The following is a 22,945-nucleotide window of genomic DNA, read 5'->3' on the forward strand; positions in this document are numbered from 1 at the left end:
CGTTCCTGCTTGGCCACCGGCCGTCCTCCGCGTGTTCGCTCGTGGATGCGGTCCGCCTTCAGCGGATCTGGCCGAATTCTATTGACGGTGCAAACAATAATCCAACCAGACGGTATTGATCTGTCGTGGAGATTTGGGAAAGCTTCGTTCCGGTCGTACCGCTTACCAGCCGTCGGCCGGCGATCCCGGACGCGGCGCGTGCGGTCGGGACCGCGTCCCGGCAGCCCTCTACCCCCAGGAGCCTCCCCCCATGGCCGCGCCCGTCCATCCCACGACCCACCGTGAAGTCCGCCTCGCGGAACGCGCCGACGGCGCCCTGACCCCGGACCACTTCACGGTGGCCGACGCGCCGATCCCGGTGCCGGTTCCGGGCACGGTGCTCGTACGCAACCGCGTCATGGCCGTGACCGCGGCCATGCGCACGATGATGGGCTCGGCCGACCTGCCCATGCCGTCGTTCCTGCCCGGCCGCGCGCTGTGGGGCGCGGCGATCGGCGAGGTGGTCGAGGCGCCCGGCGGCGGCTTCGCGCCCGGCGACCTCGTCCGGCACGACCTCGGCTGGCGGGAGTACGCCCTGGTGGACGCGGCGCGGGCCCACCGCATCGACCCCGACGCGCTGCCGGACCCGGCGGCCCACCTCTCGCAGGGCGCCACCGCCTGGGGCGCCCTCGTGCACATCGCGCAGGTCCGCCCCGGCGACACCGTGTTCATCACGGGCGCGGCCGGCGGCGTCGGCAGCATCGCGGGCCAGATCGCCCGGCGCCTGGGGGCGCGCCGGGTCATCGGCTCCACGGGCTCCGAGCGCAAGGCCGAGTACCTGGTGAAGGAGCTGGGCTACGACGAGGTGGTGCTGCGCGGCGCCGGGCCGATCGGTGAGCAGCTGCGCCGCGCAGCACCCAACGGCATCGACGTCCTGCTGGACATGGTGGCCGGCGAGCAGCTGACGGCGGCCCTCGAATCGGCCCGCACGGGGGCCAGGTTCGCGCTGGTGGGCGCGTTGTCGGCGCAGTTGGGCAAGGGGGACGGGATCACCGCGCCGGTCGAGCTGGACGCCGGGCTGATCGTCTCCCGGCGGGTCTCGCTGCGCGGTTTCTCGGTACGGGACCACCACGCCCTCGTGCAGGAGTGGACCGAGGAGTTCGGGCGCGGGCTGCGCGACGGCACGCTGATCTTCGCGCACAGCCGCCTGCGGGGCCTGGACCAGGCCCCGCAGGCGCTGCGCGAACTCGTGGCAGGCGACCACACCGGGTCGGTGCTGGTCGAGCTGTGAGCTCCGTGCGGCCCGCCGGGGGGCGGGCCGGGCGGCAGCCGGCGGAGCCCGCCCTGACCGGGCCCCGCCGGCACACGGGCGCGGCGGCCGTCGTACCGGCGACGGCCACCGCGCCCGTACAGGAACGGCGGAGAGGGTGCGCACCCTTGGGACGCACGAGCAGCGTGCACGTGGGCGTCGTCGCTACGGGCCTCTACGTGGGCGTTGATGCGAGCGTCCACGGGGGCGTCGATTCGGGTGTCTACGTGGGCGTGGATGCAGGCGCCTACGTGGGCGTGGATGCGGGCGCCTGCAGGGGCGTCGATTCGGGAGTCCACGTGGGCGTCGATGCGAGTGTCCACCCGTGCATCGCTACGAGTATCGATACCGGCGGCGCTACGGATGTCGAGCGGCCGCGCCGCTCCCCGTGGCCTGTCAGCGCGGTGGCGTGCGGCGCGGCCCGTAGCCGGCCGGGTCGCGTACGGCGCCGCGCAGGGCGGGCTGCGGTACGGCACCGGCGCGCGGTGCACCGGCGGCGCGTAACGCGCGTCCCGCACCGGGGGCGGGCACCGTGCGGGCGGCCGGCGCCAGTTGCCGCCACATGTCCGTCACGGCCTCCCGGCTCCACCACGTGCGGTCCGCGCGGCCGAGCTCCAGCAGCCCCACGACCATCGTGGTCAGGGCCCGTGCCAGCCGCTGCGGATCGGTGTCCAGGGGCAGCCGGCCCGTCGACCGGTCGGTGGCGGCCTTCTCCAGGAAGAGCGCGCACCACCGCCGGTGCAGACGGGCGCCGCTGGGTTCGGGATCGCTCTCCGGGCGGATCTGGAGGCCGGCCCGGACAACGATGTCCCGGTCCACCCGCTCCAGGAGGGCGACCGTGAAGTCCCGGGACGCGCTCAGTACGGGATCGGGGGCGCGCAGCAGCTGTTCCTCCAGCTCGCGCAGCGCGCCGAGCGCCTCGTCCCGTACGGCGAGGGTCAGCTCTTCCTTGGACTCGAAGTGGAAGTAGAGGGCGCCTTTGCTGAGTCTCGCGCGCCGGCTGATGTCGACCATGCCGGACGCGGAGACGCCCTTGTCGATGAAGCTCTGGGCGGCCGAGCGGATGAGCGCCTGGCGGCTCTGGATCGCGCGGTGCTGCGTGGGCACTGTGTCCGTCCTGTCTCTCGTCCGGCCGGGGCCGGTCGAGCCGCTGGGCCGCCGGGCGGGCCATCGGCTCGGTGGTTCGATGGTCAAAGACTATAGAGAAAACCAACCATGCGGTTTCAATATCGTACGACTCGTTTCGAACAGGCGCCGATACCGGCCGCTCCGCCCGGGCGGCAGTGGCCGAAGCCACACCCCCATGATCCGCGCGGTGTGACGCAGGTGACAGTGGCTCGTCCCGGGCGCCTCAGACGTTGCGGCCGTGTACGGGTTGTGTGTGAGGTGTGGCTCAGCGCATTGACAAACAGCGCAGGCGGTTTTTAAATCTGCAAAGGCGAGCAACGGGACGCGTTGCCTCCATGAAAGCCGTTGTAACGCTTCTCTGCCAGGCCCCCGCGGCGTTGCGGAGCGACGGAACCGTTTCACACTTCACACATGCCATCGATTTGATTCCCCCGCGGCCGGCGGGAGTCGCGGACTCCGACCGGCCCGTCAACGCATCGGAAAGGTATCGAGCAATGCGCGATTCAGCGGACGTCGGCGAAGGCATCGGGGGGGCGCCGCGGGGTGCCGGTACGGTCCCGATCCGGGCGGTCGTTTTCGACTTGGACGGCACCCTCGCCGACACGCTGCCCGCCATCGGCCGGCTGCTGTCGAAGGTGGTCGCCGAACAGGGCCGCCGGGTGACCCCGCGACAGGCGGCCGCCGCGGTCGGCAAGCCGGCCCCGGCCGCGTTCGGGCAGCTGCTCGGCCGTCCCGAGACGGACGAGGCGGTGCTCACCGCGATGAATCGCTATCGCGAACTGTTCGCCCACGAAGTGCTCCGCGAGGGACCGCGTCTGCTGTTCCCGGGCGTCTCCTCGGGGCTGTCGGCGCTGCGCGCGCACGGCATAGAACTGGCCGTCGCCACCTCCAAGGTCTCGCGCAGCGCCGAGGCGCTGCTGGACGTGATGGGCATCCGCGACCTGGTCGGCCCGGTCATCTGCCACGACATGGTGCGGCGCGGCAAGCCGCACCCGGAGATGGCGCTGCGCGCCGTCGCACAGCTCGGCGTCTCGCCGCGCGAGAGCGCCTACGTGGGCGACACCGTCGGCGACATGCGGATGGCCGTCACCGCCCACATGGCCCCGATCGCCGTCACCTACGGCGTCGGCCGCTTCGGCGAGCTGGCCGCGGTGGCCGGCACCCGGATGTGCAGCTCCTTCCGGGACGTGGTCGCCGCGGTGGCGGCCTCCCGCCCCCGCCCGGTCGAAATGGCCGCGGGGTACCCGCGGATGCGCTGAAGCGCGCCCATGCATGGAGCGCACACCTTGGTACCGCGCTCCCGGCGCCGGACGGGGCCCGTCCCGCGCCGTCGGCGCCCGTCGCCCTGCGGCCGCACCGACACCCAGGAGGCACCCGTCGAGGGCCGCGCGTCCGGAAGACGCGGCCCTGCACGACCCCTGCCCGCAGGGGCCCGATGCGCTCGCCGTCCGCCCGTCCGCCCGTCCGTCCGCCCGTCCGTCCGCGGCGGTCGGCGCCGGACCGTCACCGGTGCTCGTCACCCGACCGTCAACGCCTGCTCCGCACGGCGTGTCCACGGCGGAAAGCCCCGCCACCCGCGGCCGTTCAGCTGCGCGGCACGCCGGCCCCCCATGCGGCGGCCGGCTCGCCGGGCCCCGGCCCGTACCCGTACGAGGAACCCGGCCGACCGACCAGCCGACGAACCAGCCGACCGGTCAACCGACCAGCCGACCGCGTACGCACGACCCTGCGGGGCCGTCACACGGCGCTCACTCCGGGCCCGTCGTCCCCCGCTCGCCCAGTGCCCCGCTCACGAACTCCGCGCCCGCCGCGTGCAGCCGGCGGTGGAGACGGCCGAAGACGGCGGCCGCGTGGCCGCCCGGCCAGTCCTCCGGCAGCAACGCAGCGGGCAGGCCGGGATCGGCGTACGGCAGACGACGCCAGGCGTCCAGCGCCATCAGGTAGTCGTGGTACGCCGCTTCGAGGTCCGTGCTGCGCCGGCGGCTCCAGCGCCCGAGCACCGGCTCGTGGGCGTCGAGGAACGCGCGGTGCCGGGCGGCGATCGCTGGCAGGTCCCACCAGCGGGCCACCGCCTCCACCGTCGGCGCGAAGCCGGCGTGCGCGCCGGTGAAGAGGTCCACGTACGGGTCGAGCTGGAGGCGGCGCAGGACGTGCCGGGTCTCCTCGTACAGGTGCCCCGGGGCGATCCATACGCCCGGCGCCGCGGTACCGAAGCCGAGCCGGGCCAGCCGGGAGCGCAGCAGGTGCCGCTTGTGGCGCTCCTCCTCGGGGACGGAGAACACCGCGAGCACCCAGCCGTCGCTCGCGCGCGGCGTGGGCCGTCCGTAGATCCGCCGGTCGCCGTCGGCCAGCAGCTCGCGGGCGTCCGCCGACAGCGCGTACCCCGCGGCCCCCGACGACGTGCGCGCGGGCACCAGCAGTCCGCGGCGCTTCAGCCGGGAGACCGCCGAGCGCACCGACGGCGGGTCGACGCCCGCCACGCCCAGCAGTGTGATCAGCGCGGCCACCGGTACGGGGCCCAGCGGCGCGCCCTTCGCGTCGCGTCCGTACGCGCCGTAGAAGGTGACGATCAGGGACCGTGGGGTGCGCTGCGGCTGCGGGTCACTCACGCCGTCACTCTAAGTCGTGCCGCCGGAGCCCCGGGCGCCCGGTGGCGCTGCTTCAAGGCACTTCCCGAACCGGCGCGCGCAGCCGGAAGCGCTGGAGTTTGCCGGTCGGTGTCCGGGGCAGCGCGTCGTGGAAGACGAACTCGCGCGGGCACTTGTAGGGCGCGATCTCGGCCTTGGTGAACTCCCGTAGGGCGTCGACGGTTTCCTCCGTACGGGGGAGGCCGGGGCCGAGCACCACATGGGCGACGACGACCTGTCCGCGGTCCGTGTCGGGCCGGCCCACCACGGCCGCCTCGGTCACGGCCGGATGCCGCAGCAGTGCCTCCTCGACCTCGGGCCCGGCGATGTTGTACCCGGACGAGATGATCATGTCGTCGGCGCGTGCGACGTAACGGAAGTACCCGTCCGCCTCGCGCACGTAGGTGTCGCCGGTGAGGTTCCAGCCGTCCCGTACGTACTCCTGCTGGCGCGGGTCGGCGAGGTAGCGGCAGCCGGTCGGGCCGCGCACCGCCAGCAGCCCCGGCTCGCCGTCCGGCGCGGGCCGGCCCGCCGCGTCCACCACCCGGGCCTCGTACCCCGGCACCGGCACCCCGGTGACGCCCGGACGGGCGCGCTCGTCGGCGGCGGAGAGGAAGATGTGCAGCATCTCCGTCGCGCCGATGCCGTTGATGAGCCGCAGGCCGGTCGCGGCGTGCCAGGCGTGCCAGGTGGCGGCGGGCAGGTTCTCGCCCGCCGAGACGCACCGGCGCAGCGAGGTGACGTCGTGTCCGGCCAGCTCGGGCAGCATCGCGCGGTAGGCGGTGGGCGCGGTGAACAGGACGGAGACGCGGTGGGTCCCGATGTGCCGCAGCAGTCCGCGGGCGCCGCCGGGCTCGGTGAGCAGGGTGGAGGCCCCGGCCCGCAGCGGGAAGACGACGAGCCCGCCGAGGCCGAAGGTGAAGCCCAGTGGCGGGGTGCCGGCGAAGACGTCGTCCGGCTCGGGCCGCAGCACGTGCGCCGAGAAGGTGTCGGCGATGGCGAGCACGTCGCGGTGGAAGTGCATGCAGCCCTTGGGGCGGCCCGTGGTGCCGGAGGTGAAGGCGATCAGGGCGACGTCGTCGGCCGCGGTGTCCACCGCGGGATAGTCGACGGGCTTGCCGGTGGCCCGGCGCAGCAGGTCGTCGGGGCCCCCGCCGCCGTACGCGGTGACCGCGAGGCCGGGCACCCCGGCCTTGGTGAGGTCGTCCACCGTCCGTATGTCGCACACCGCGTGGCGTACCCGCGCGATGTCGCAGAGGGTGGCCAGTTCGTGGGCGCGCTGCGCGGCCGGCACGGTCACGGCGATCGCGCCGGCCTTCATCACGGCAAGCCAGCAGGCGGCCAGTTCGGGCGAGGTGGGGCCGCGCAGCAGGACCCGTTCGCCGGGCCGCACCCCGAGGTCGTCGGTCAGCGCATGGGCGAGCCGGTTGACGTGGGCGCGCAGGTCCTCGTACGTCCAGACCGTGCCGTCACCGTGGCGTACGGCGGGCCGGCCGGCCCCGAATCGGCGCAGGGAGCCGTCCAGCAGCTCCGTACCGCAGTTGAGCCGGGGCGGGTAGCCCGCATCGGCCAGCAGGGGCCATTGCGCGGGTGGCGGGAGATGGTCGCGGGCGAAGGTGTCGGTGTGGGCCGTTGGCTGGAGATCCATGACGCATGCGCCCCCTCGTGACGCTCGGCCGTGGTGTCCGAGGGCCGCCGGGGGCTGCCGTACGGACGCTTCGTCAGCGTAACGTGTTCGTGACGGCAGTCAACAGATCGCGATAAGGCAGACTGCAACAAGGGAGCCGCCCTGTGACCGCATTCGCGCTCGATACCGACGACGTGGCGTGGTGTGCCGAACTCCGGGCCCTGACCGCCGACCGGCTGCGCCCGCTCGCCGAGAAGGCCGAACCGGGGCGGGTCAACCGCCCCCTGGTGGCGGCCCTCGGCGAGCTGGGCCTGCTCCGCCGCATGTTCCCCGACGGCGGCACCGTCCGCGCCCTCGACCTGTGCCTCCTGCGGGAGTCGCTGGCGCAGGAGTGCACGGAGGCGGAGACCGCGCTGGCCCTCCAGGGGCTGGGTGCCTGTCCGGTACTCCAGTCGGGCAGCGAGCGGCAACGGGCGCGCTGGCTGCCGGAGGTCACCGCCGGGCGCGCGGTCGCCGCCTTCGCGCTGAGCGAGCCGGACGCCGGGTCGGACGCGGCGGCGCTCACCCTGGCCGCCGAGCCGGACGGCGCGGGCGGCTGGCGGCTCAGCGGCGAGAAGTGCTGGATCTCCAACGCGCCCGAGGCGGACTTCGCCACCGTCTTCGCGCGCACGGGCGAGGCCCCCGGCGCGCGCGGCGTGACCGCCTTCCTCGTGCCGGCGGACCGGCCCGGACTGAGCGGCGAGCACCTGGACATGCTCAGCCCGCACCCCATCGGCACGCTGGTCTTCGACGGCGTCCCCGTGGCCCGGGACGACGTCCTGGGGGAGCCGGGCCACGGCTTCGGCGTCGCCATGCGCACCCTGAACCTCTTCCGGCCCAGCGTCGGCGCCTTCGCCATCGGCATGGCCCAGGCGGCGCTGGACGCCGCGCTCGAACACGCCGCCACCCGCACCGCGTTCGGCGGCCCCCTGAAGGACCTGCAGTCCGTCTCCCACCGCCTCGCCGACCTCGCCACCCGCGTCGAGGCGGCCCGGCTGCTGGTGTACGCGGCGGCCGCGGCCTACGACGCGGGCGCGCCCGGCATCGCCAAGCGCGCCGCCATGGCCAAGCTGCTCGCCACCGAGACCGCCCAGGAGGCCGTCGACGCGGCGGTGCAGATCCACGGCGCCCGCGCCCTGCGCCGCGGCCACCTCCTCGAACACCTCTACCGGGAAGTGCGCGCGCCGCGCATCTACGAGGGCGCCACGGAGGTGCAGCGGACGATCATCGCGCGGGAGCTGTACCGCTGACGGACGCCCCGCCGTCGGACGCCCCGCCACCGTCCGCGCCGCCGTCCTCCGGTCCCGCGTCCTCCAGCCCCGCGTCCGCCGCGGCCACCGCGGCGCGCTCGGCCGTCAGGTCCAGTCCGCGGCAGGCCAGCAGGTACACCCCGGCCGAGACCGGCAGGCCGATCAGCATGGTGATGTCGGCGCCGCCCACCCAGGCGGCGCCCGGCCCCCTGAGGTCGCCGATCTCCGCGAACGGCAGCATCGACAGGAAGCCGGTCCCGTACGCGAGCAGCCCGCGCCCGCTCCACCGGCCGTACATCCCGCGCGGGTTGAAGATCTCCCGGATCGAGTAGTGGCCGCGCCGCACCACGTAGAAGTCGACCAGGTTGATCGCCGTCCAGGGCGTGAAGAGGTAGCCCAGTACGGTCAGGAAGTGTCCGAAGTCCGTCAGGAACGCCCGGTCGGAGCCGAACGCGATCACCGTGGACAGCACGCCGAGCACCAGCAGCGCCCCCACCCGCTTGGCGGGCGTCGGCCGGATCTTCCGTACCGAGTCCATGCTGGAGAGCAGGGTCAGGCTGCCGCCGTAGAAGTTGAGCGTGCCGATGGAGATCAGCGGCAGCACCGAGACCAGCAGCAGCGTCACGCCGAAGCCGGGGAACAGCTCGTCGCCCGCCGAGATCACCGAATCCACCAGCTCGGCCTTCGGGAACAGCCCGGCCGCGACCGTCCCGATCAGCATCATCCACGCCCCGCCGACCCACGCGCCCAGGTACGTCCACCAGAACGACGACCGCACGCCGACCGTCGGCGGCAGGTACCGCGAGTAGTCCGAGACGTAGATCGACCAGGACATCTGGTACACGGCGGCGGTGAAGAACTGCACCAGGAACGGCGCGAGCACGAAGCCGCCCAGGTCCAGCTGCGCGGCGGAGAACGGGTCGGCCGCCACGACACCCACCGAGAAGACCACCAGCACCGCGATCACCAGGAACGTGAGCCAGCGGGAGGCGCGGTGGATGACGTCGTAGCCGACGATCGCGAGGACGATCGCCAGCGCCGCGTACCCGATGTAGCTCACCCCGGCCGGGGTGCCGGCCAGGTGGTCCATCGTCTGCGCGATCAGGATCTGGTTGAACGCGGTGTACCCGACGTACGTCGTCAGGGCCACCACCCACACCAGCAGCGCGCCCACGTACCCGAACTGCGGGCGGGACTGCACCATCTGCGGCAGCCCCAGCTGCGGGCCCTGGGTGGAGTGGAAGGCCATGAAGAACGTGCCGAACGCGCCGCCGAGCACCACGGCGATCGCGGTCCAGATGAGGTTGCCGCCCAGCGCGACGCCGATGGCGCCGGTCGCGATGGTGGCGAGGTGGGCATCGCCCGCGAACCACACGGGGAAGAGGTGCCACACCTTGCCGTGCCGCTCGGCCAGCGGCACGTAGTCGATGGACCGGGACTCGATGACGGGCCTGGCCCCGCCACCGCCGTCCGGCGGGGTCTGCGAAGGGGTACCGGCCCGGCTGGCTTTCACAGTGCGACTCCTCGGATAGGGAAACGGAAGGGGCGGGCCGCGGTCCCACTCCGCGGCCCGCCCCCGGGCTCTCATCTGTCGTCGGTGCGGTGCAGTGCCGTGTACGCGAGCCGTTCCAGCAGCAGCCCCGTCTCGCGGGGCGCCTCCGCCGCGGCGCCGATCACCTGCTTGGTGAGCGACACCGCCAGTGGTGGCTGCCCGGCCAGCTCGGCGGCCAGCTCGCACGCTCTCGCGAGGTGCGCGCCGCCCGGCACGACCTCGGTGACCAGCCCCCACGCGTACGCCTCGGCCGCGGCGATCCGGCGGCCGCGCAGCACCAGGTCACGGGTGCGGGCCGGGCCGACCGCGCGGACCAGCCGGGTCACCCCGCCGGAGCTGGGCAGGATGCCGATGCCGACCTCCGGCAGCGCGAACCCGGCGGTCTCGTCGGCGATCCGGAAGTCCGCCGCGAGCGCCAGCTCGAAGCCGCCGCCGAGGCAGTGGCCCGCGACCGCGGCGACCGTGGGCTGCGGCAGCGCCGCCAGCGCCTCGTACACCGCGCCCGAGGAGCGGTAGTACGCGGCGATCGCCGCGGGCGTCATCGTGCGCAGCTCGCGGGTGTCGGCGCCGGACGAGAAGACCCGCGGCCCGCCGGTCACCACCACGGCCCGGCTGCCGCGGACCTCGGGGGAGCGCAGCGCGTCCAGGAGCCGCGACTCCAGGTGCGTGGAGAGCGCGTTGAGCTTGGCCTCGCGGCGGACGGTGAGCACGGCGACGTCCCCGTCCCGTACGGTCTCCACCTCGCCGGCCGGTTCGGCGCGGCCCTCGGCGGCCACGCTCAGTCCTCCGTCGCGAAGGACAGCAGCCCGTCGAGCCCGCGCTTGGTGATCTCGTTGGCGATCACCAGCCGCTGGATCTCCGAGGTGCCTTCCCAGATGCGGTCCACGCGCAGCTCGCGCCAGAGCCGCTCGACGGGCTGGTCCCGCATGTAGCCGCGGCCGCCGAAGATCTGCTGGCAGCGGTCCACCACGCGGTTGGACGCCTCGGACGCGGCGAGCTTCACCGTCGCGGCCCGCGCGTGCAGCAGCTTGCGGTCGCCGCCCTCGGTGAACTCCCAGGCCACCTGGTGGGTGAAGGCCCGGTTGGTGGTGATGTCCACGACCGAGTCGGCCAGCATGCCCTGGATGAGCTGACGGTTGATCAGCGGCTCGCCGCCCTGTACCCGGTCCCTGGCCCAGTCGGTGGCGAGCCGCAGCGCCCGCTCGGCGGCGCCGGTCGTGCGCGCCCCGATCATCAGCCGCTCCTCGGTGAACCAGTCGCGGGTCAGCTCGTACCCCTGCCCGACCTCGCCGAGCACGGCACCGGAGCCGACGCGTACGTCCTCGAAGCGGAACTCCGGGTGCTCGTAGACGAAGGTGTGCGTGTAGCGGGGGGTGCGCGTGACCGAGACGCCCGGGGTGTCCTTGTCGACCAGGAAGAGCGTCGGGGCGCCGGACGGCTGGACGTTGGCCAGCACGATCAGGAAGTCGGCCGCGTCGCCGACGGTGACGAACCACTTCTCGCCGTTGATGACGTACCCGTCGCCGTCCGGTACGGCGGTGGTGCGGATCCCCGACGGGTCGGAGCCGGCGTCCGCCTCGGTGATCGCGACCGCGTCCCGGCAGCGGCCCTGGATGCCGGGCAGCAGATAGCGCGAGCGCTGCTCGGGGGTGGCGGCGCGCAGGCAGTTGGCGGGGCGCCAGACCGTGTCCCACAGCGCGCCGGTCAGCTTGCCCAGCTCCTCCTGGACGACGACCTGCTCCAGCACGGTCAGCCCGGCGCCGCCCCACTCGACCGGCATGTTGATCGCCTGCAGGCCACTGGCCAGCACCTCGTCCCGGATGGCGGCGAGCGCCTCGGGCGTGAGGCCGTTGTGGGCCTCGCACTCCTCCTCGTACGGCATGATCTTCGCGGTGAGCCCGGCGGCACGTTCCTTCAGCTCGGCCAGGCGCGGGGTGTATGCGAACTGCACGGTGTCTCCCAGAAAGTGGATGGGTGGGGTCGTCAGTCGGCGAGGACGATCCGGGCGTCCAGGCCCAGGCAGCCGTCCGGCGTCGCCAGCAGCGGATTGACCTCCAGCTCGGCGATCTCCGGGTGCGCGGCGGCGAGGCCGGCGACAGCGGCGACGGCACCGGCGAGCGCGTCGAGGTCGACGGCGGGCCGGCCGCGTACGCCGTGCAGCAGCCGGGCCGCGCCCAGCCGTTGCAGCAACTCCCCGGCCTGCGCCGGGACGAGCGGAGCGAGCGCGAAGGTGACGTCCCGCAGCACCTCCGTGGTGATGCCGCCGAGGCCGACCATGACGACCGGGCCGAACCGCGGGTCACGCCGCACCCCGACGATGATCTCCACGCCGCCGCTCAGGTCCGCCATGGCCTCGACGCAGAAGCCGGGCGGGGCCAGCCGGTCCGTCATGTCCTGTGCCGCGGCCCGTACGGCGTCGGCGTCCGCGAGCCCGAGGGCCACGCCGCCCGCGTCGGACTTGTGCAGCAGTCCGAGCGCCTTGACGACGAACGGGCCGCCGCCGATCGCCCCGGCCGCCTCCGCCGCCTCGTCCGGGGACGCCGCCTGCCGCGCGTCGGGGAACGCCACGCCCGCCGCCCGGACCAGCTCGCGCGCGGTCCAGTAGCCGTCGTCGGTGACCGCCCCGCCGCCGGAGCCGTCCGGCCGGTCCGGCCGCTCCGCCGGTTCGGCGCGGCGGGCGAGCATGCCCAGGCACCGCGCGGCGTCCTCCACCGCCGCGAACACCGGTACGCCCTGCAGGCGCAGCTCCTCGCTGGTGGTGGTGCCGGGGCACATCGTGTGCACCACGACCGGCTTGCCGTACTCGCGGACCAGCGCGCCCAGCTCCGTGGCGGTGGCCAGTTCCGCCGCCGCCAGTCGTTCGCCGTAGCTGCCGTACCCGCCGAAGTAGCCGGTCAGCAGCACCGCGTCGACGTCCGGCGCTGCGAGCAGCAGCCGCAGCGTGCGGGTGAAGGAGGCGATGTCCCGCTCGCCGGCGCCCGCGATGTCGACGGGGTTGCCGACGCCGGCGGAGGGCGGCAGTCCGGCCCGCAGCGCACCGGCCAGCCCGGGGCCGAACTCCGGCACGGACAGGCCCTGGGCCTCGGCCAGGTCGCAGGCGACGGCCGCGTGCCCGCCGCCGTCGGCCAGTACGGCCACCCGGTCGGCGCGGGCCCGGCCGAACCGGTGCAGCGCGGCCAGCAAATCGGCCATCTGCCGGGGGCTGGTCACCCGGTCGATGCCGGCCGCCCGGCAGGCCGCGTCGATAACGCTGCTGTCGCTGGTCAGCGCCCCGGTGTGGGACTTGGCGCCGCGTACGGAGGCGGCGCTGCCGCCCACGGTGAGCAGCACGACCGGCTTGCCCGCCGCCACGGCGTCCGCGGCCGCCGCGACGAAGGCCCGTCCGTCCCCGAAGTCCTCGCAGTACAGGGCGATCAGCTCGGTGCCGGGGTCCTCGGCGCAGCTGCGGATGAGGTCGGCGGCGCCCAGGTCGGCCTGGTTGCCGAGCGAGGCGAAGCGGGAGAAGCCCAGGCCGCGGTCGGTGAGGAAGCGGCTCAGTTCGAGCGCCATGTTGCCGCTCTGGGAGATCAGCGCCACCGATCCGGCGGGCAGCGGGTTGGAGGCGAGGGACAGTCCGGTGGTGCTGTCCAGCACGCCGAGGCAGTTGGGGCCGAGGAGCACGGCACCGGCGGCGCGTACCCGGGCGACGAGTGCCGCCTCCCGCGCCCGGCCCTCGGCGCCCAGCTCGCCGAAGCCCGCGGTGATCCCGACGATCGCCCCGGCCCCGGCGGCGAGCGCGTCCTCCACGGCCACCTCGAAACCGGCGGCCGGCACCGCGATCACGACGAGGTCGACCGGCCCGGGGAGTTCGGCGAGCGTCCGGTACGTGGGCTCGCCGAGCACCGGTTCGCCCCGCCGGCTGACCAGGTACACCGCGCGCCGGCCCTGCATCCGCAGCGCCTGCACGGAGAGCCAGTTGCCGTACTTGGACTGGTCGTTGCTGGCCCCGACCACGGCGACGGCGCGGGGTGCGAACAGGGCGGACAGGTCGCGTGCCCGGACCTGTCCCTCATCGGGGGCGAGCACCGTCATGGGTTGGCCTCCTCGGAGCGCAGCGGGGACAGGGCCGGGGCGGGGTGCCCGGCGCCCCAGGCGTCGGCGCCGCCGTCGACGACGACCGTGGTGCCGGTGACGTACGCGCCACCGGGCGAGGCGAGGAAGGAGAGCAGGCCGGAGACGTCCTCGGCCCGCCCGAGCCGCCCCAGCGGCACGGCCTGCGCCCACCGTTCGCGATCGGCTTCGCCGTAGGTCTCTTCGAGGCCGCCGGTGGCGATGGTGCCGGGCGCGACGCACACCGTGCGGATGCCGTACCGGCTCCACTCCAGGCTGAGCCCGGCCGCCAGGTTCTCCACGGCGGCGCGGGCCGCGGTGGCGTGCACCATGCCGGGGATGCCGCGACGCGGCGAGAACGCGAGGAAGAACACCGCCCCCGACCGTTGCGGGATCATCGCCCGCCGCGCGACCTCGCGGGTGATGTTCCAGGCGGCGTCCACGGCGAGCCGGTGCACCGCCCGCCAGCCGTTGGCGCTGATCTCCTCGGCGGGCGCGGTGAACTGCCCGCCCGCGTTGTTGACCAGCACGTCGATCCGCCCGTACGCCTCCAGCGCCCGGTCCACGACCGCGGTGACCTGCTCCTCGTCGCGGATGTCGGCAGCGGTCTCCAGGCAGCTGCCGCCCGCCGTCTCGATCTCCTTGCGTACCTCGGCCAACGGCCCGGGGCGGCGCCCGCAGACCACCACGCTCGCCCCGCCCGCCGCGAGGTCGAGCGCGGTGGCCCGGCCGATGCCGGTACCGCCGCCGGTGATCAGTGCGACCTTGCCTTCGTGGATGCCGGGCCGCAGCACGGTCCGCCCGGCATACGGGGGTGATGTGCTCACCACAGAGCCCTCCTCATTGCGGACAACTCGTCTGACTGATGCGTCAGTCAGCCTCATCACAAGGGGGACCGTCAAGGGGTACGCAGCGGTAATCCCAAGGGGGTTGACGAGGGTGCCGGAGAGTGGTCTTGTCTTTGACTGACGCGTCAGTTGGCCGACCGGGACGCACCCGCCGGCACCCGGCGCGGGGCCCATGTCGTCGGACGCAGGAGGCAGGATGACCGACCGGTCACGTACGGACGAGGACCGCCGGCAGGCGATACTCGAAGCCACGTGGCAGCTCATCGCCGAGCGCGGCATCCACTCCGTACGGATCGCCGACATCGCCCGCGTCTGCGGCACCAGCACGGGCACCGTGCACTACTACTTCCCCGGCAAGAGCGATGTGCTGGCCGAGGCGCTCAAGTTCTGCGTGGAGCAGGCGTTCGTCCGCCAGAGCGAGGTGCTGCGGGCCGTCGACGACGCCCACGAACGGCTGCTGAAACTCATCGACATGCAGCTGCCGCGGCTCGGCCGGGTGCGCGACGAGTGGTCGATCTGGCTGCAGTACTGGGCCGAGGCGGTGGTACGCCCCGAATTCCGCGCCGCGCACAACGAGTTCTACGCCCGCTGGCAGGACGCCGTGATCCGCATCGTGCTGCGCGGCCAGCGGCAGGGCGTCTTCCGCGCCGACGTCGACCTGGAGGGCGTGGCCCTCCGCCTCACCGCCCTCACCGACGGCGCCGCCATCCAGGTCCTCACGGGAGCGCCGCGCATGACGGTCTCGGTGATGCGGGAGCTACTGATCGACTTCGTCCGCCGGGAGTTGGTCACCCCACCCCGGGGCGCCCGGCCGGAGCACACCGCCGTGGCCGGCGCGGGGTAGACGCCCCCGGACAAGAGGTGGCCCCTCGTTCTCCGTGGAGAACGGGGGGCCGGTGCCGTTCCGTCGGTCAGATGTCGCGGAAGATCTCGATCTGGGCGCCCAGGGAGTTGAGGCGTTCGGCGAGGTCTTCGTAGCCGCGGTTGATGACGTAGACGTTGCGGAGGACGGAGGTGCCCTCGGCGGCCATCATGGCCAGGAGGACGACGACGGCGGGGCGGAGGGCCGGCGGGCACATCATCTCCGCCGAGCGCCAGCGGGTCGGGCCGTCGACCAGGACGCGGTGCGGGTCGAGCAGCTTGACCTGCGCGCCGAGGCGGTTGAGGTCCGTCAGGTAGATCGCGCGGTTGTCGTAGACCCAGTCGTGGATCAGGGTCTGGCCCTGGGCGCTGGCCGCGATCGCCGCGAAGAACGGCACGTTGTCGATGTTCAGGCCCGGGAACGGCATCGGGTGGATCTTGTCGATCGGGGCGCTGAGCTTGGACGGACGGACCGTCAGGTCGATCAGGCGGGTGCGGCCGTTGTCGGCGGTGTACTCCGCGCTGCGCTCGTGGTCCAGGCCCATCTCCTCCAGGACCGCGAGCTCGATCTCCAGGAACTCGACGGGGACGCGGCGGATCGTCAGCTCGGACTCGGTGACGACCGCGGCGGCCAGCAGGCTCATCGCCTCGACCGGGTCCTCCGACGGCGCGTAGTCCACGTCGCGTTCGATGTGCGCGACGCCGTGCACGGTGAGGGTGGTGGTGCCGATGCCCTCGACCCGTACGCCCAGCTGCTCCAGGAAGAAGCAGAGGTCCTGGACCATGTAGTTGGAGGAGGCGTTGCGGATGACCGTGACGCCGTCGTGCCGGGCGGCGGCGAGCAGCGCGTTCTCGGTCACGGTGTCGCCGCGCTCGGTCAGCACGATCGCGCGCTTCGGGGCCACGGACCGGTCGACGTGCGCGTGGTACGTGCCCTCGGTGGCGGTGACCTCCAGGCCGAAGTGGCGCAGGGCTGTCATGTGCGGGGTGACCGTACGGGTGCCGAGGTCGCAGCCGCCCGCGTACGGGATCTTGAAGTGCTCCATGCGGTGCAGCAGCGGGCCCAGGAACATGATGACGCTGCGGGTGCGCCGCGCCGCCTCGGTGTCCATGGCGTCCAGGTCCAGCTCGGCCGGCGGCACGATCTCCAGGTCGTTCCCGTCGTTGATCCAGCGGGTGCGGACGCCGATGGAGCCGAGGACTTCGAGGATGCGGTAGACCTCCTCGATGCGGGCGACGCGACGCAGCGTGGTGCGGCCGGCGTTCAGCAGCGTCGCGCAGAGCAAGGCCACGCAGGCGTTCTTGCTCGTCTTGACGTCGATGCTGCCGGACAGCCGCCTGCCGCCGACGACGCGGAGATGCATGGGTCCTGCGTACCCGAGGGAGACGATTTCACTGTCGAGCGCTTCGCCGATTCGGGCGATCATCTCAAGGCTGATGTTCTGGTTGCCGCGCTCGATGCGGTTCACCGCGCTCTGGCTGGTGCCGAGCGCCTCCGCCAGCTGCGTCTGTGTCCAGCCCCGGTGTTGGCGGGCATCACGGATGAGCTTGCCGATGCGTACGAGGTAGTCGTCTGCCATGAGGAAAACGGTATCTCAGATATGAGATGGATGTTCAATCGCCTATTGTTCTACTACTATGCGAACAATAGGCCGTACGGCGGTAGTGACAGAAGCGTCGCGACGGCTGCGGACGGACCGGAGGGGAGCCGGAAATGACCGGACACTGGGGCATTACCGCAGGACAGCGAGGTGACGGGGCGGGCGCGCGCGGGCGGCCGCACCTCCGCCGGGTGATCGTCGCGGCGGCACCCTTTCCGGTGGCCGCCGTAATCGTCGCAACGGCGTACGCGCGCCTCGCCGAACGGCTGCCCGAGACGCTGGCCACGCACTTCCGTGCCGACGGTCGCGCCGACGGCTTCTCCTCGGCCGGCGGCTTCCTCTCCGTCGCGCTCGGCACGCTCCTGGTATGCGGTGCTCTTTTCGGGATTCTTGTCCTCGCGCCGGCCGCCGGTCGGCGTACGGGTGCCGTGCGGAGCGGGGCGGACGGGGGTCGTGCGGACGGCGTACGGAGCGCGGACCCGCGCCGTGCGACCGCCCGGGTGACGCCGCGCTCCGGGCTCGGCGGGGCCCGCGCCTTCATCACGCTCGGTTACGGCGTCGCCGGCCTGCTCGGGTACGCCTTCGCGGCCACGCTGTACGCCAACGCCGCGGCCCCCGGCGGCAGCGCCGCGGCGGGCCTCCCGCTGTGGCAGCTCGCCGCGGCCCTGGGCGCGGGTGTGGTGGCCGCCGTTCTCGGCCGGCTGCTGGCCGGCAAGGACACGCCGCTGCCCGACGACGGCGCCGGCGGCGACGCGCCCCGGCTCGCCCTCGCCGCCTCCGAGGTCGCCGGCTGGTCCCGGACGGTCACCTCGCCGCTCCTGTACGGCCTGGGTGCCGCGCTCCTCCTCGCGGGCCTGATCACGGGCCCGGCCGCCGGCTGGTCCGCGGCCCCGGGCCTGTTCGTCGGCGGGCTGCTGGTCCTCGCGCTCGCGGGGCTGCGGGTGACCGCCGACCGGCACGGCCTCACCGTCACCCCGCCGCTCCTCCCGTACCCCCGGATGCGCATCCCGCTGGCCCGCATCCGGGAGGCCGACAGCCGGGAGATCGCCGCGCTGCGCGAGTTCGGCGGCTGGGGCTACCGGATGCGGCCCGGCGGCAGCGGATTCGTCCTCCGCTCCGGCGAGGCGCTGTCGCTGCGGCTGGCGAGCGGAAAGGAGTTCGTGGTGACGGTCGGCGGAGCGGCGACCGCCGCGGCCCTGCTCAACACCCTCGTCGACCGCTCGGGCGCCGGCGGGAGCGGCCGCGCCCACGGCCCGGAGGGGCCCGCGAGGGGCGCGGGCGACCCGGAGGGCGCCGCCTGATGCTCGTCCGAATCGACCCGGCCTCCGCCGTACCCCTGGGCGACCAGATCGCCGCATCCGTCCGGGGCGCGATAGCCGACGGCTCGGTGCACGCGGGGGAGCGGCTGCCCGCCGCCCGCACCCTCGCCGGCTCCCTCGGCGTCAACGTCCACACCGTCCTCCGCGGCTACCAGCGCCTGAAGGAGGAGGGCCTGATCGAACTGCGGCGCGGCCGCGGCGCGGTGGTGACCGGCGTCGCCTCCCCGGCCCGCGTCCGCCTCACCGACGCCGCCGCCGGCCTGATCACCCAGGCCCGCGCCCTCGGCCTCTCGGACGACGAGATCGTCACCCTGGTCCGCACGAACCTGAGCAGGCCCCTGGGCACCGACTGAGCCCCGCCGGGCCGACGCGACCACGTACCTCGTCACCTCCGCGTCCACTTCCTCTGTACCTACTGGTATGTATGCTGACCGCATGACCCCAGTGACCAGGCCGGAGGGCGCGCCGGACGGCCGCGCGAGCGGTACCGCGAGCAGCGCCGCCGAACGCCTCATCGAGAGCACCCGCGAACTGCTGTGGGAGCGCGGCTATGTCGGCACCAGCCCGAAGGCGATCCTCCAGCGCGCCAACGCGGGCCAGGGCAGCATGTACCACCACTTCAGCGGCAAGCCGGACCTCGCGCTGGCCGCCATCCGCCGGACCGCCGAGGAGATGCGGGCCGAGGTGGCGCGGCTGCTCGACGGGCCCGGTACGGCGCTGGACCGGGTCGGCGCGTACCTGCGCCGCGAGCGCGACGCCCTCAGGGGCTGTCCGGTCGGGCGGCTCACCCAGGACCCGGACGTGATGGCCGACCCGGCGCTGCGCGCGCCGGTCGACGAGACCTTCGACTGGCTGCGCGGCCGCCTCACGGAGGTGCTGGCCGAGGGCCGCGCACGCGGTGAGGTGGACGCGGGGCTGGACCCGGAGGCGACGGCCGCGAGCGTGGTCGCGGTGGTGCAGGGCGGCTACGTCCTCGCCCGCGCCGCCGGTTCGCCGGCCGCCTTCGACCGGGCCGTCACCGGCGTGCTCGGCCTGATCGAAGGCCACGCGGCGGGCGGGAACCGCTGATGTACGCCGCGCAGTACGAGATCACCCTGCCCGCCGACTACGACATGGGCGTCATCCGCGAGCGGGTGGCGGCCACCGGGCATCTGCTCGACGACCGCGCCGGGCTGGCCCTGAAGGCGTATCTGGTCCGCGAGCGCGGCGTGCACGGCTCGCCGGTCAATCAGTACGCGCCGTTCTACCTCTGGCAGGACACGGGCGCGATGGGCGACTTCCTCCTGCGCGGGGGCGGCTTCCAGAACATCTTGCGCGACTTCGGCCGCCCCGCCGTACGGCACTGGACGGGCGCCGCCGTCGTGGCCGGCCCGGCGCGCGGCACACCCCCGCGTACCGCCTCCCGCCGTCTCGTCCCGATCCCGGCCGACCTCGGCCCGGACCTCGACGGCCTGGCCCTCGGCCGCCTCCTGGAGGCGGAGACCGAGGCGCTCCGAGAGCTGGCCCGGCACCCCGCCGTCCACACCGCGGCCCTCGCCGTCGACCCCCACCACTGGACCCTGCTCCGCTTCGTCCTCCGAACGGACGCCGCGCCCGAGGCCGGTGACGGCAGTGGCGACGGCACCGAGCGCTACGAGGTCCTTCACCTCTCGGCCCCGCGGCTGTCCGCCCTCCCGGCAGCGCCGGCGTGACAGTGGCATATGTGATTATCCCCGCCCAGCATGGGGCTAAGTGGACATCGGGCGGGCAGAGCATGACCGCACGGCAGCGATGTACTAGAGTTATCTCGACATCGAGATATCTGCCGAGAGGCGTACCGCTGCCGCGCTAGTAAGGCTCACCTAACTAAGCCTTACCTTAGCTGATGGGCTGGGGCCGGTGACGGCAGGATCGTGGTGGTACGCGCGAATTCATGCATGAAGGAGACTGTCGTGTCGGCGAACAGCTTCGACGCCCGCAGCACCCTGCAGGTGGGCGACGAGTCGTACGAGATCTTCCGGCTGGACAAGGTGGAGGGCGCCGCCCGCCTGCCGTACAGCCTGAAGGTGCTGCTGGAGAACCTGCTCCGCACCGAGGACGGCGCGAACATCACCGCCGACCACATCCGGGCCCTGGGCAGCTGGGACTCGCAGGCGCAGCCCAGCCAGGAGATCCAGTTCACCCCGGCCCGCGTGATCATGCAGGACTTCACCGGCGTGCCCTGTGTCGTGGACCTCGCCACCATGCGTGAGGCCGTGAAGGAGCTCGGCGGCGACGCCGACAAGATCAACCCGCTGGCGCCGGCCGAGCTGGTCATCGACCACTCCGTCATCGCCGACAAGTTCGGCACCAACGACGCGTTCGCGCAGAACGTCGAGCTGGAGTACGGCCGCAACAAGGAGCGCTACCAGTTCCTGCGCTGGGGCCAGACCGCGTTCGACGAGTTCAAGGTCGTCCCGCCCGGCACCGGCATCGTCCACCAGGTGAACATCGAGCACCTGGCCCGTACGGTCATGATCCGCAACGGTCAGGCCTACCCCGACACCCTCGTCGGCACCGACTCGCACACCACGATGGTCAACGGCCTGGGCGTCCTGGGCTGGGGCGTCGGCGGCATCGAGGCCGAGGCCGCGATGCTCGGCCAGCCGGTCTCCATGCTGATCCCGCGCGTGGTCGGCTTCAAGCTGACCGGTGAGCTGCAGCCCGGCACCACCGCCACCGACCTGGTCCTCACGATCACCGAGATGCTGCGCAAGCACGGCGTCGTCGGCAAGTTCGTCGAGTTCTACGGTGAGGGCGTCGCCGCCACCTCCCTCGCGAACCGCGCCACCATCGGCAACATGTCGCCGGAGTTCGGCTCCACCGCCGCGATCTTCCCGATCGACGACGAGACCCTGAACTACCTCAAGCTCACCGGCCGCTCCGAGCAGCAGGTCGCGCTGGTCGAGGCGTACGCCAAGGAGCAGGGCCTCTGGCTCGACCCGGCCGCCGAGCCCGACTTCTCCGAGAAGCTGGAGCTGGACCTCTCGACGGTCGTCCCGTCGATCGCCGGCCCGAAGCGCCCGCAGGACCGCATCGTCCTGGCCAACGCCGCCGAGCAGTTCGCCATCGACGTGCGCAACTACGTCGCGGACGACGAGGAGGCGGGCAAGGAGTCCTTCCCGGCCTCCGACGCGCCGGCCGCCCACAACGGCGTGCCCAGCAAGCCGACCCAGGTCGTCGCCGCCGACGGCTCGACCTACGAGATCGACCACGGCGCCGTGACCGTCGCCGCGATCACCTCCTGCACCAACACCTCGAATCCCTACGTCATGGTCGCCGCGGCGCTCGTGGCCAAGAAGGCGGTCGAGAAGGGCCTGACCCGCAAGCCCTGGGTCAAGACCACCCTGGCCCCCGGCTCGAAGGTCGTCACCGACTACTTCGACAAGTCCGGCCTGACCCCGTACCTGGACAAGCTGGGCTTCAACCTGGTCGGCTACGGCTGCACCACCTGCATCGGCAACTCCGGCCCGCTGGACGAGGAGATCTCCAAGGCGGTCAACGAGGCAGACCTCGCCGTCACCTCGGTGCTCTCCGGCAACCGCAACTTCGAGGGCCGGATCAACCCCGACGTCAAGATGAACTACCTGGCGTCCCCGCCGCTGGTCGTCGCGTACGCCATCGCCGGCTCCATGAAGGTGAACATCACCGAGGAGGCCCTGGGCGCCGACCAGGACGGCAACCCGGTCTTCCTCAAGGACATCTGGCCGAGCGAGGCCGAGGTGAACGACGTCGTGGCGAACGCCATCGGCGAGGACATGTTCAACAAGTCCTACTCCGACGTCTTCGCCGGGGACGCCCAGTGGCAGGCCCTGTCGATCCCGACCGGCAACACCTTCGAGTGGGACGCCGAGTCCACCTACGTCCGCAAGCCCCCGTACTTCGAGGGCATGACGATGGAGACCACCCCGGTCGAGGACATCGCCGGTGCCCGCGTGCTGGCCAAGCTGGGCGACTCGGTCACCACCGACCACATCTCCCCGGCCGGTGCGATCAAGGCCGACACCCCGGCCGGCAAGTACCTCACCGAGCACGGCGTCGAGCGTCGCGACTTCAACTCCTACGGCTCCCGCCGTGGTAACCACGAGGTCATGATCCGCGGCACCTTCGCCAACATCCGCCTGCGCAACCAGATCGCGCCGGGCACCGAGGGCGGCTTCACGCGTGACTTCACGCAGGAGGACGGCCCGGTCTCCTTCATCTACGACGCGTCGCAGAACTACCAGGCCGCCGGCATCCCGCTGGTCATCCTGGCCGGCAAGGAGTACGGCTCCGGCTCCTCCCGCGACTGGGCCGCCAAGGGCACCGCGCTGCTCGGCGTCAAGGCCGTCATCGCCGAGTCCTACGAGCGCATCCACCGCTCGAACCTGATCGGCATGGGCGTCCTGCCCCTGCAGTTCCCCGAGGGCGCCTCCGCGCAGTCCCTGGGCCTGACCGGCGAGGAGACCTTCTCGATCACCGGCATCACCGCCCTGAACGACGGCGGCATCCCGGAGACCGTGAAGGTGCAGGCCGGCGACGTCGAGTTCGACGCCAAGGTCCGCATCGACACCCCCGGCGAGGCCGACTACTACCGCAACGGCGGCATCATGCAGTACGTGCTGCGCTCGCTCATCCGCAAGTAAGCACAGCGCCGCACGCGCTCACCGGCTGCCCGCAGCAGCCCGAAGGGCCGCACCCCACTCCCGGGGCGCGGCC

Annotated in this window: 18 protein-coding genes; 9 read left to right on the top strand and 9 right to left on the bottom strand. The window is 73.1% G+C overall.

The genetic code is table 11. The annotated features are described in order from the left end of the window. Positions 1-250: 250 nt before the first annotated feature. Positions 251-1,270 (top strand): MDR family NADP-dependent oxidoreductase, encoded by a 1,020-nt coding sequence (locus ACZ6WH_RS37050; protein WP_432859592.1) that lies wholly within the window; start codon positions 251-253, stop codon positions 1,268-1,270. A gap of 414 nt (positions 1,271-1,684) precedes the next feature. On the opposite strand, the gene ACZ6WH_RS37055 is transcribed toward ACZ6WH_RS37050, so the two are convergent. Further along, positions 1,685-2,395 (bottom strand): TetR family transcriptional regulator, encoded by a 711-nt coding sequence (locus tag ACZ6WH_RS37055; RefSeq protein ID WP_469734314.1) that lies wholly within the window; start codon positions 2,393-2,395, stop codon positions 1,685-1,687. Positions 2,396-2,910: 515 nt separating this feature from the next. Between ACZ6WH_RS37055 and ACZ6WH_RS37060 the strand changes: the two genes are divergently transcribed. Continuing rightward, positions 2,911-3,675, top strand: coding sequence for an HAD family hydrolase (locus tag ACZ6WH_RS37060; protein WP_361567583.1), 765 nt, complete (start codon positions 2,911-2,913; stop codon positions 3,673-3,675). A 489-nt stretch (positions 3,676-4,164) separates the two neighbouring features. Here the strand turns inward: ACZ6WH_RS37060 and ACZ6WH_RS37065 are convergent, their stop codons facing one another. Continuing rightward, positions 4,165-5,025, bottom strand: coding sequence for a PaaX family transcriptional regulator (locus ACZ6WH_RS37065; protein ID WP_469734316.1), 861 nt, complete (start codon positions 5,023-5,025; stop codon positions 4,165-4,167). Between the two features lie 52 nt (positions 5,026-5,077). Further along, a complete protein-coding gene (locus ACZ6WH_RS37070; protein ID WP_469734318.1) occupies positions 5,078-6,691 on the bottom strand; it encodes an AMP-binding protein in 1,614 nt (537 codons plus the stop codon). A 143-nt stretch (positions 6,692-6,834) separates the two neighbouring features. Between ACZ6WH_RS37070 and ACZ6WH_RS37075 the strand changes: the two genes are divergently transcribed. Next, positions 6,835-7,959 carry an acyl-CoA dehydrogenase family protein gene (locus ACZ6WH_RS37075; protein ID WP_469734320.1) on the top strand — a complete coding sequence of 375 codons (1,125 nt, stop codon included), beginning with the start codon at positions 6,835-6,837 and terminating at the stop codon, positions 7,957-7,959. Here ACZ6WH_RS37075 and ACZ6WH_RS37080 read toward each other — a convergent pair. From ACZ6WH_RS37080 to ACZ6WH_RS37100, 5 genes are all read right to left on the bottom strand, one after another. Then, positions 7,934-9,472 (bottom strand): purine-cytosine permease family protein, encoded by a 1,539-nt coding sequence (locus tag ACZ6WH_RS37080; protein WP_469734322.1) that lies wholly within the window; start codon positions 9,470-9,472, stop codon positions 7,934-7,936. The genes ACZ6WH_RS37075 and ACZ6WH_RS37080 overlap by 26 nt on opposite strands. Before the next feature lie 71 nt (positions 9,473-9,543). Then, positions 9,544-10,287 carry an enoyl-CoA hydratase/isomerase family protein gene (locus tag ACZ6WH_RS37085; RefSeq protein ID WP_469734324.1) on the bottom strand — a complete coding sequence of 248 codons (744 nt, stop codon included), beginning with the start codon at positions 10,285-10,287 and terminating at the stop codon, positions 9,544-9,546. Between the two features lie 2 nt (positions 10,288-10,289). Beyond that, complete coding sequence (locus ACZ6WH_RS37090) at positions 10,290-11,462, bottom strand: acyl-CoA dehydrogenase family protein (RefSeq protein WP_469734326.1); 1,173 nt, start codon at positions 11,460-11,462, stop codon at positions 10,290-10,292. Between the two features lie 32 nt (positions 11,463-11,494). Further along, complete coding sequence (locus ACZ6WH_RS37095) at positions 11,495-13,582, bottom strand: acetate--CoA ligase family protein (RefSeq protein ID WP_469734328.1); 2,088 nt, start codon at positions 13,580-13,582, stop codon at positions 11,495-11,497. Then, positions 13,579-14,427 (bottom strand): SDR family oxidoreductase, encoded by an 849-nt coding sequence (locus ACZ6WH_RS37100; RefSeq protein ID WP_469734330.1) that lies wholly within the window; start codon positions 14,425-14,427, stop codon positions 13,579-13,581. The genes ACZ6WH_RS37095 and ACZ6WH_RS37100 overlap by 4 nt, the downstream gene beginning before the upstream one ends. A 217-nt stretch (positions 14,428-14,644) precedes the next feature. On the opposite strand from ACZ6WH_RS37100, the gene ACZ6WH_RS37105 reads away from it, so the two are divergent. Then, positions 14,645-15,292 carry a TetR/AcrR family transcriptional regulator gene (locus ACZ6WH_RS37105; RefSeq protein WP_469734332.1) on the top strand — a complete coding sequence of 216 codons (648 nt, stop codon included), beginning with the start codon at positions 14,645-14,647 and terminating at the stop codon, positions 15,290-15,292. 67 nt (positions 15,293-15,359) lie between these two features. Here ACZ6WH_RS37105 and ACZ6WH_RS37110 read toward each other — a convergent pair whose 3' ends face one another. Beyond that, positions 15,360-16,889, bottom strand: a complete 1,530-nt coding sequence (locus ACZ6WH_RS37110; RefSeq protein WP_361567544.1) for a helix-turn-helix domain-containing protein — start codon at positions 16,887-16,889, stop codon at positions 15,360-15,362. Between the two features lie 134 nt (positions 16,890-17,023). Between ACZ6WH_RS37110 and ACZ6WH_RS37115 the strand changes: the two genes are divergently transcribed. The 5 genes from ACZ6WH_RS37115 to acnA all read left to right on the top strand — a co-directional run bounded on the left by ACZ6WH_RS37115 (position 17,024) and on the right by acnA (position 22,872). Next, a complete protein-coding gene (locus ACZ6WH_RS37115; RefSeq protein WP_469734335.1) occupies positions 17,024-18,211 on the top strand; it encodes a DUF1648 domain-containing protein in 1,188 nt (395 codons plus the stop codon). After that, positions 18,211-18,582 carry a GntR family transcriptional regulator gene (locus tag ACZ6WH_RS37120; protein ID WP_432859617.1) on the top strand — a complete coding sequence of 124 codons (372 nt, stop codon included), beginning with the start codon at positions 18,211-18,213 and terminating at the stop codon, positions 18,580-18,582. Before ACZ6WH_RS37115 ends, ACZ6WH_RS37120 begins: the two co-directional genes overlap by 1 nt. Before the next feature lie 82 nt (positions 18,583-18,664). Next, positions 18,665-19,297, top strand: a complete 633-nt coding sequence (locus ACZ6WH_RS37125; RefSeq protein ID WP_469734337.1) for a TetR/AcrR family transcriptional regulator — start codon at positions 18,665-18,667, stop codon at positions 19,295-19,297. Next, entirely contained in the window at positions 19,297-19,920 is a 624-nt protein-coding gene (locus tag ACZ6WH_RS37130; RefSeq protein ID WP_469734339.1) for a DUF4865 family protein, read from the top strand. Before ACZ6WH_RS37125 ends, ACZ6WH_RS37130 begins: the two co-directional genes overlap by 1 nt. A gap of 240 nt (positions 19,921-20,160) precedes the next feature. Beyond that, the gene (acnA, locus tag ACZ6WH_RS37135) at positions 20,161-22,872 is read left to right on the top strand and encodes an aconitate hydratase AcnA (RefSeq protein ID WP_469734341.1); all 2,712 of its coding nucleotides are present in this window, start codon (positions 20,161-20,163) and stop codon (positions 22,870-22,872) included. Positions 22,873-22,945 lie beyond the last annotated feature (73 nt).

This window comes from Streptomyces sp. NPDC050806 (genome assembly GCF_055586425.1).

Bases quoted from the DNA above. Each gene is read 5' to 3' on its own strand.
- ACZ6WH_RS37050 (WP_432859592.1), top strand. From the start codon at position 251: ATGGCCGCGCCCGTCCATCCCACGACCCACCGTGAAGTCCGCCTCGCG.
- ACZ6WH_RS37060 (WP_361567583.1), top strand. From the start codon at position 2,911: ATGCGCGATTCAGCGGACGTCGGCGAAGGCATCGGGGGGGCGCCGCGG.
- ACZ6WH_RS37070 (WP_469734318.1), bottom strand. From the start codon at position 6,691: ATGGATCTCCAGCCAACGGCCCACACCGACACCTTCGCCCGCGACCAT.
- ACZ6WH_RS37095 (WP_469734328.1), bottom strand. From the start codon at position 13,582: ATGACGGTGCTCGCCCCCGATGAGGGACAGGTCCGGGCACGCGACCTG.
- ACZ6WH_RS37105 (WP_469734332.1), top strand. From the start codon at position 14,645: ATGACCGACCGGTCACGTACGGACGAGGACCGCCGGCAGGCGATACTC.
- ACZ6WH_RS37110 (WP_361567544.1), bottom strand. From the start codon at position 16,889: ATGGCAGACGACTACCTCGTACGCATCGGCAAGCTCATCCGTGATGCC.
- ACZ6WH_RS37115 (WP_469734335.1), top strand. From the start codon at position 17,024: ATGACCGGACACTGGGGCATTACCGCAGGACAGCGAGGTGACGGGGCG.
- ACZ6WH_RS37120 (WP_432859617.1), top strand. From the start codon at position 18,211: ATGCTCGTCCGAATCGACCCGGCCTCCGCCGTACCCCTGGGCGACCAG.
- ACZ6WH_RS37125 (WP_469734337.1), top strand. From the start codon at position 18,665: ATGACCCCAGTGACCAGGCCGGAGGGCGCGCCGGACGGCCGCGCGAGC.
- ACZ6WH_RS37130 (WP_469734339.1), top strand. From the start codon at position 19,297: ATGTACGCCGCGCAGTACGAGATCACCCTGCCCGCCGACTACGACATG.